We start from the raw sequence: 6,878 nt of genomic DNA on the forward strand, positions 1-6,878 counted from the left end.
GGCCAGGGGCTTTTGTCAGTGGTGGGTCGTAGAATAGAAGCAGTGTTCGAGGGCATCGCCGGAGCCGTCCGGTGGGTGCCCTGACCGCGACAGGAGGATGCCCGTGCCCGCTGCCGCCCTGACGACCAAGCCGCTGCCGACCCAGTCCACCGCCAAGCGTCCCGTCCGGCTCGACTCGCCCTACGCGCCGGCGGAGAAGTCCCCGCTGCCGGCCGGCCGGCCGCGCGAGTGGTACGTGACGCACAACCGGCGCCTGAAGGCCATGCGCCTGGCCATCGCCCTGCTCGACTCCGGCGTCTACCTGCCGGCCCAGGCCCGCGACGAGACGATCCGCAGCACCGCGGAGCGGCTCGGCGTGCACCCGCCGTCGGCCACGACGTGCCACATGGTGCGGGCGTTCATGCGCTACTCACGCTGAACCGGTGGAACCGGGTGCCCCCTGCCGGTGCGGGGCACCCGGTTCCGCAGGCGACGTTCTTCGCGCCGACGTTTCTCGTACCGACGTTCCTCATGCCGGCGTTCCTCATGCCGACAGAGTGCGCTCCAGCGGGGTCCGGAACCGGGGCGTCACCCTCGTCGTCCCCAGCCACGCCCGCAGCCGCTCCGCCTGCGCCGCCACCGCGGCCTCCGCCTCCCGGCGCACACCGGCCTCGGGGATCCGCCAGACGACCTCACCGTCCGGCCGCTGCGCCCAGCCGCCCACCACCCGGCCGTCCCACCACACCGTCGGACCCACGTTGCCGCTGCGGTCGAACAGCAGCGGGCGCAGCTCCGGGTCCAGGTACCAGTCGCGCCCCTGCCAGGCCATCGCCGTCGGATCGAGACCGGGCAGCAGCGCGGCCCAGGGTTCCCCGGGCGCCTCGACCGGACCCTCGTCGCCGGCGGCGACATGACCCGTGCCCTCGTCCAGGGACACCTCGCGCGCCCCGATCGCGGACAGCGCCCGGCGGACCTCCGTCACCCGCCAGCCGGTCCACCACTTCAGGTCCGCCTCGGTCGCGGGCCCGCAGGCCCGCAGCCACCGCTCCAGCAGGGCCGACTGCGCCCCGGCCACGTCGAGTTCCGGATGCTCGGGGGCGGGCGCCCAGCGGAACTGGCTCGACGTCCAGGAGCCGAGCGGGCGGCCGCGAACCACCTTCCCCTCCACGCCGAGCACGCGCAGCAGCCGGGAGGAGACCGTGTGGACGCCCTCGTAGCTCTTGCCCGGTGCGTACGCGAACCGCTCGCGCAGCCGCGGCTCGTCCGCCGTCAGCTCCGCCGCCGTCGCCTGGCCGCGCCGGGCCAGCGCGGCCAGCGTGGCCGCCTCGACCTCGGCGAGCCAGGCCGCGTCCGGCGCGCCGGCCGCGGCCATGTCCTTGACCAGCGACGCGCGTTCCCGGGCCGCGACCGCCAGGCCCGTCGAGGCGTGCACGACGGCCGTCAGCCCGGTGGGGAACACGAACACCGTGTGCCGCATGCCGTGCATCCGGACCAGTGTGCGGTCCTCGTACAGGGCCCGCTCCGTCTCCGGTACCGCCTTCGCCGGGTCGGCCAGCCGGGCGGCCACCGCCAGGTACACCGTCGCCGGGTCCGAGCCGTGCAGGGCCACCAGCGAGTCCGCGACCTCCTCCGGGGCCGCCGCCCGGGCCGGGGGCGCGAGACGGTGGCGCAGGGCCAGCCGGGCCCGCCGCTCCGCCACACCGATGTGCCGCCGTCCGTCCGCCATGCCGACCTCCTGTCGCTCACCCTGCCCGCAGCGCAGCATCGCAGACACCACCGACAGCCCGTCCCGTCACCCGTTCGCCGTACTCCGGGTGCGGGGGCCCGCCCCGGCGGACTTCACTGCCAGCAGGACCAGCAGGAGGTGACGGCAGACGCGGAGAGCCGCGGGAGCCGCGGAGCCGCGAACCGCGGAACCGCAGAAAGAAGCAGCCCCATGACCACCGACGCGGACCGCGCCCGGCGCGGCACGCCCGAGGACCGCGCCCGGCACGGCCGGGCGGCCCGCAAGGACGTGCCCCGCTCCGCGCACGCCCTCTGGCAGCCCTCCGCCGACCGGCCCGACCCCGTCGCCACGCTGGAGCGGCAGGACCGGGACCGGCTGCCCGAGCTGCGGCCGGTCAGGTACGGGCGGATGGCCGCCTCACCGCTGTCCTTCCTGCGCGGGGCAGCCGCGGTGATGGCCGCCGATCTGGCCGCCCAGCCGCACACCGGGCTCGTCGTGCAGCTGTGCGGCGACGCCCACCCGCTCAATTTCGGCCTGTACACCTCCCCGGAGCGTGCCCTCCTCTTCGACCTCCGGGACTTCGACGAGACCTTCCCCGGCCCCTTCGAATGGGACGTCAAACGGCTCGCGGCCGGCGTCGCCGTCGCCGCCCTGGAGAACGGGCACAGCCGCGCGAAGGCCCGCGAGGCGGCCCGGGCGGCCGTGACCGGCTACCGCACGACCATGCGCCGGCTGGCCGGCCTCGGGGAACTGGCCGTCTGGCACGAGCGGGTCGACGCGGACAGCCTGCTGCCCCTGGTCCGCTCCGCCGCCCGCCGGCGCCGCCACGGCTCCAGCCTCACCCGCGCCCGCCGCCGGACCAGCCTCCGGGCGCTGGGCGAGCTGACGGAGGTGATCGACGGGCGGCGCCGGATCGTCCACGACCCGCCGCTGCTCGAACCCGCGGGACCCGCGGACATGGCCTCCCTGCGCAAGACCTTCAGCGACTACCGCTCCACGCTCACCGAGGAACGCCGCCACCTCCTCGACCGCTACCGCTTCGTGGACGCCGCCCGCAAGGTCGTCGGGGTCGGCGGCGTCGGCATGCGCTGCTTCGTCGTGCTGCTCGCCGGGCGCGACGCCGACGACCCGCTCTTCCTGCAGATCAAGGAGGCTCGGACCTCGGTCCTGGAGGCGCACCTGCCGAGCGGGCCGTACGTCCATCCCGGGCACCGGGTGGTGACCGGGCAGCGGCTGCTCCAGGCGGCCCCGGATCTGTTCCTCGGCTGGATGAGCGGGCCGCAGGGCCGCGCCTTCTACTGGCGCCGGCTGCGCGACACGAAGGACTCCGTCGAGGTCACCGGCCTCGGCCCGGCCGGTCTGCTCGGCTACGCCCGGCTGTGCGGCACCACCCTGGCCCGGGCCCACGCCCGCTCCGGCGACCGCATCGCCATCGCCGCCTACCTCGGCGGCTCCGGCGGGTTCGACCGCGCCGTGGCCGAGTTCGCCCTGACCTACGCCGACCTGACCGCCGACGACCACGCCGGCCTCGGCGCGGCCATCGCGGCCGGCGTGGTGACGGCGGAGCCCGGGGTGTGACCGCGTACCGCTCGGACGGACCGCGCGCCTACCCGGTCGGGTCCGCCGCCCCGTCGAGCAGCGCGGTGACGAACTCCCGCCGGTCCCGCGGGTGGTCGTGGAACCACTGGCCGAGCCGGTGCCCGGCGGCCGGGAACTCCAGGCGCGTGAACCGGGCGCGGGCCGCGAGCGCGTCCCGCACCGCGTCCGTCACCTCCGGCGGGATGACGGCGTCCGTGCCCGGGACCGCCAGCACCGCCCGGCCCTCGTACGACCGCAGGGCCGTCAGCGCGGGCGAGTCCCGCCAGCCGTCCGGCGTGCGGATGACCTCGCTGAACCGCCCGTCGCCCGTGCCGAAGGGCTCCGCCCAGGCGGCGGACGCGTACACGGCCGGTGCGCACAGGCCGACGGCCGCCACCCGGCGCCCGTAGTGGCGCACCAGGTCCGCGACCGTCTGCCCGCTCATGCTGAACCCCACCAGCACCAGCGGACCGGTGGCCGGGGCGTGCGCGTCGACCACCGCCACCGCCTGCTCGAACCGCCGCCGCAGACTCAGCTCCGCGAGCGCGCCGGTGCTCTCGCCGTGCCCCGAGAAGTCGAAGGCGAGCCCGTGACCGCCGTGCGCCGCGACGTCGGCGAGCAGCGGCAGCAGCCGCTCCTTGCAGCCGTTGCCCGCGCCGTGCAGCAGGACGACGGTCGCCCGCCCGGGAGGACCCGCGCTCACCGCGCTGAGCCGCTCGCCGTCGTGGGCGTGCGTGAATTCCTTCATCGGGTACGGGGGTTCGCTCATGCGCCCATTCACCCACAGCCGCCGGACCGGGCGGCGGTCCGGGGGCCGCGCGGGTCACAGGCCGGGGGCGCCCCACACCGGGAACCAGCGGCTCAGGTCCTGCTCGGTCCTGAGGTCGCTCGCCAGGGCCGCCTTCACCTGGAGCTCCAGGGCGCTGTCCCGGCGCTCGGCGGTGCCGGACAGGGGCGCGAACGGGTAGAAGGTGCCGCGCTTGTACAGGTAGACCAGGCCCAGGCGGCGTCCGCGCTCGTCCTCGAAGGCGGCGAGGGAGCACAGGAGCTGCGGCCCGAAGCCGTTGATCTCCATCGAGCTGTTCACCGCGTGCAGGTCGTTGACGAGCTGCGGGAGTTGGCCGGGGGTGCGCCGGGAGACCAGCCAGGAGTAGCCGTAGCCGTCCTGGGTCAGTTCCACCGGGGGCCCGGTGCGGTCGGCGTCCGCGTCGAGCAGGGCCTGCACCTCCCGGTGGGTCTGCTCGAAGGCCGCGCCCTCGACCGTGGCGAAGCACACCGCGCCCACCCCGGTCGGGGTGAACCCGGCCGCCGCCTCCAGGGTCACCGCCGCCGAGGGCAGGGCGAACAGCTGGTCCAGATCGGGCGCGACCGGTCTGGTGCGGCCGAGCAGGATGTCCAGCAGCCCCATCCTCAGCCCGCCTTCCCGGGCGCGGCCGCCTCGCCCAGCTCGGCGGAGATCCGCCCGAGCTGGTCGAGCCGCTGCTCCAGGGTGGGGTGGGTGGAGAAGAAGCGCTCGATGCCGGGCTCCTTGCCGGTCGCCGGGGTGAAGTAGAAGGCGTTGAACGCCTGGGCGGTGCGCAGGTCCTCGGTCGGGATCCGGGCGATGTCCCCGGAGACCTTGGTGAGCGCCGACGCCAGCGCCGAGGGCCGCCCAGTCAGGTGCGCGGCCGCCCGGTCCGCCGCCAGCTCCCGGTACCGGGACAGGGCGCGGATCAGCAGGAAGCTGATCGCGTACACGGCCGCGGAGACGCCGATGACGGTGACGAAGACGACGGCGGTGTTCTGGTCCCTGCGGCCGCCGCCGAACAGCTGCGAGTAGAAGGCGAACCGTACGATCAGACCCGCGATCACGCCGAGGAACGAGGCGATGGTGATCACGGCGACGTCCTTGTGTGCCACGTGCGACAACTCGTGGGCGAGCACGCCCTCCAGCTCGGCGGGCTCCAGCCGGCGCAGCAGGCCCGTGGTCACGCAGACCACGGCGTGGTCGGGATTGCGCCCGGTCGCGAACGCGTTGGGCATGCCCATGTCGGACACGGCGACCACCGGCTTGGGCATGTCGGCGATCGCGCACAGCCGGTCGACCACCGCGTGCAGCTCGGGATACTCCTCGCGCTCCACGACCCGCCCGCGCATGGCGAACATGGCGATACGGTCGGAGTACCAGAACTGGGCCACGAACATCGCCCCGACCAGCACCACGACCAGCAGCCAGGACTTCAGCAGCACGATCAACGCGGCGACGAAGGCCACGTACAGAAGCCCGAGCAGGAACAGCGTGACCGTCATCCGCACGGTCAGACGCCGGTCGCTCCGGAAGCGGCTCCGCATCTTGCATCACCCCGCAGTCAGGCACTCGTCCCGACTCCAGTGTGCACCTGCCGCATGCCATGAGGTGGTCCCGAACCCCCCTAGGGGCGGCAAAAGCTCCCGGTGGGCGGCCCCGGGGGCCACCGCACGGCCCTCCACGCGTCCGGCGGCCCCGGGGGCTCCTAAGCCGATTAGTAGGATCGGCTCAGTAGGGCGAGCGCAGCTGGGCGTAGCCCAGCAGGACTATCACCGCGGCCACACAGCCGAGCACGACGGCCGTGGACACCCACGACGACCGCCGCGGCCGCACCGGGTCCGGGTCGGCCCGGAACGGCGCCGGGTCCGGCGGGCTGTCCTTCCAGCGGGCGGCGAGCATCCGGGCCCGGGCGGAGGGCTCCTTGTGCTCCGCGGAGTTCGCCCACCTGTGGTCGAACTCGCGCTCCCAGTCGTCCTGTTCAGTCATCCCCGTTCAACCTCTCTCGTCGGGCGGAGCCAGGAGGATGATCCCCCGAGAGTAGGAAGTCTGGGAAGCGGCGGCGGTTGCCCGAGATGCTGGGGGGTGGCCCGACGGTTATCGTTTACAGGTGAGAGCCGCACCGCAGGGTGCCCGAAGTCGTCTGCCCTGCTTCTCACACACCCGTGCGGCACCCCTACGACCGCGCCGGACTCTTCGCTCCGAGGTCGCGGCCATCCGTCTCGTGCCCGCCCGGAAAGCCGCACGAGGGGTGGAAGGAAGGTGGATCCATGAATGCACACCGCGTGAGGCGCCTGGCCGCCCTGTCCGCCGTCGGCGTCCTGATGGCCGGCGGAGCCGCGATCGGTACGGCAGGCGCCGCGTCGGCGGCAACCCCGGCCCAGGTGCACACCGGCGGAGGCTGCTACTACAACGACTGGTGGGGCAGCAACTGCTTCAACCGCAACGACTTCTTCCGCAACGGCTTCAACAACGGCTTCAACAACGGCTTCAACAACGTGCCCGTCGTGGTGGTCGTGGTGAGCTGACCCGGCCGGCACCAGCACGGCGGAGGGCCGTCACCCGGAGATTCGCTCCCGGGTGGCGGCCCTCGGCGTCCCGGTCGGATGCCACCGTGGCCACTGCCGCGGCACCGTGGCCACTGCCGCGGCGAGGAGGCCCGTCACACCGGCTGTCACCGCCCGGCCCCACCGCATCACCCAATGGCAACCCCCCGGGGCGAGCCCGGTGGAAGCGCGCCCGAACGGGGGGGGGGGGGGGGGGGGGGGGGGGGGGGGGGGGGGGGGGGGGGGGGGGGGGGGGGGGGGGGGG

General features: G+C 74.5%; 8 protein-coding genes. 3 read left to right on the top strand and 5 right to left on the bottom strand.

The features are described from left to right. Positions 1 to 103 precede the first annotated feature (103 nt). A complete protein-coding gene (locus tag V7E45_RS12250; RefSeq protein ID WP_333774152.1) occupies positions 104 to 418 on the top strand; it encodes a hypothetical protein in 315 nt (104 codons plus the stop codon). 105 nt (positions 419 to 523) lie between these two features. Here V7E45_RS12250 and V7E45_RS12255 read toward each other — a convergent pair whose 3' ends face one another. Next, a complete protein-coding gene (locus V7E45_RS12255; RefSeq protein WP_333774153.1) occupies positions 524 to 1,705 on the bottom strand; it encodes a winged helix DNA-binding domain-containing protein in 1,182 nt (393 codons plus the stop codon). Positions 1,706 to 1,915: 210 nt separating this feature from the next. On the opposite strand from V7E45_RS12255, the gene V7E45_RS12260 reads away from it, so the two are divergent. Then, positions 1,916 to 3,283, top strand: a complete 1,368-nt coding sequence (locus tag V7E45_RS12260; protein ID WP_333774154.1) for a DUF2252 domain-containing protein — start codon at positions 1,916 to 1,918, stop codon at positions 3,281 to 3,283. A 28-nt stretch (positions 3,284 to 3,311) separates the two neighbouring features. Here V7E45_RS12260 and V7E45_RS12265 read toward each other — a convergent pair whose 3' ends face one another. From V7E45_RS12265 to V7E45_RS12280, 4 genes are all read right to left on the bottom strand, one after another. Next, positions 3,312 to 4,052, bottom strand: a complete 741-nt coding sequence (locus tag V7E45_RS12265; RefSeq protein WP_333774155.1) for an alpha/beta hydrolase — start codon at positions 4,050 to 4,052, stop codon at positions 3,312 to 3,314. A gap of 54 nt (positions 4,053 to 4,106) precedes the next feature. Next, the gene (gene pspAB / locus V7E45_RS12270; protein WP_333774156.1) at positions 4,107 to 4,691 is read right to left on the bottom strand and encodes a PspA-associated protein PspAB; all 585 of its coding nucleotides are present in this window, start codon (positions 4,689 to 4,691) and stop codon (positions 4,107 to 4,109) included. Between the two features lie 2 nt (positions 4,692 to 4,693). Next, the gene (gene htpX, locus V7E45_RS12275) at positions 4,694 to 5,614 is read right to left on the bottom strand and encodes a zinc metalloprotease HtpX (RefSeq protein ID WP_020939607.1); all 921 of its coding nucleotides are present in this window, start codon (positions 5,612 to 5,614) and stop codon (positions 4,694 to 4,696) included. A gap of 184 nt (positions 5,615 to 5,798) precedes the next feature. Next, positions 5,799 to 6,056, bottom strand: a complete 258-nt coding sequence (locus V7E45_RS12280; protein WP_333774157.1) for an SCO2583/SCO2584 N-terminal domain-containing protein — start codon at positions 6,054 to 6,056, stop codon at positions 5,799 to 5,801. Positions 6,057 to 6,337: 281 nt separating this feature from the next. Between V7E45_RS12280 and V7E45_RS12285 the strand changes: the two genes are divergently transcribed. After that, positions 6,338 to 6,595, top strand: a complete 258-nt coding sequence (locus tag V7E45_RS12285; RefSeq protein WP_333774158.1) for a hypothetical protein — start codon at positions 6,338 to 6,340, stop codon at positions 6,593 to 6,595. Positions 6,596 to 6,878: the final 283 nt, after the last annotated feature.

Origin of the sequence: Streptomyces sp. IBSBF 3136 (assembly GCF_036815105.1) — a bacterium.
Lineage (GTDB): Bacteria > Actinomycetota > Actinomycetes > Streptomycetales > Streptomycetaceae > Streptomyces.